Consider the following 243-nt stretch of genomic DNA (forward strand, 5'->3'; position numbering starts at 1 on the left):
GCTCATAACCCGAAGGTCGTCGGTTCAAATCCGGCTCCCGCAACCAGATTCAAGAAAAGGCCACTGTTAACACAGTGGCCTTTTTCTTTGCTTTGATGAATATCCACGCTCAACACGCATTAAGGTTTGACAGTCCGTCGATAATCCGTAGAATGCGCACCTCTGACGCGGGATGGAGCAGCCTGGTAGCTCGTCGGGCTCATAACCCGAAGGTCGTCGGTTCAAATCCGGCTCCCGCAACCA

Annotated in this window: 1 tRNA gene; it reads left to right on the forward strand. The window is 53.1% G+C overall.

The features are described 5' to 3' along the window. Positions 1–166 precede the first annotated feature (166 nt). Positions 167–243: transfer RNA gene (locus IAE40_RS25595), tRNA-Met, on the forward strand.

This window comes from Pseudomonas sp. S44, from assembly GCF_016624805.1.
Lineage (GTDB): Bacteria > Pseudomonadota > Gammaproteobacteria > Pseudomonadales > Pseudomonadaceae > Aquipseudomonas > Aquipseudomonas machongensis.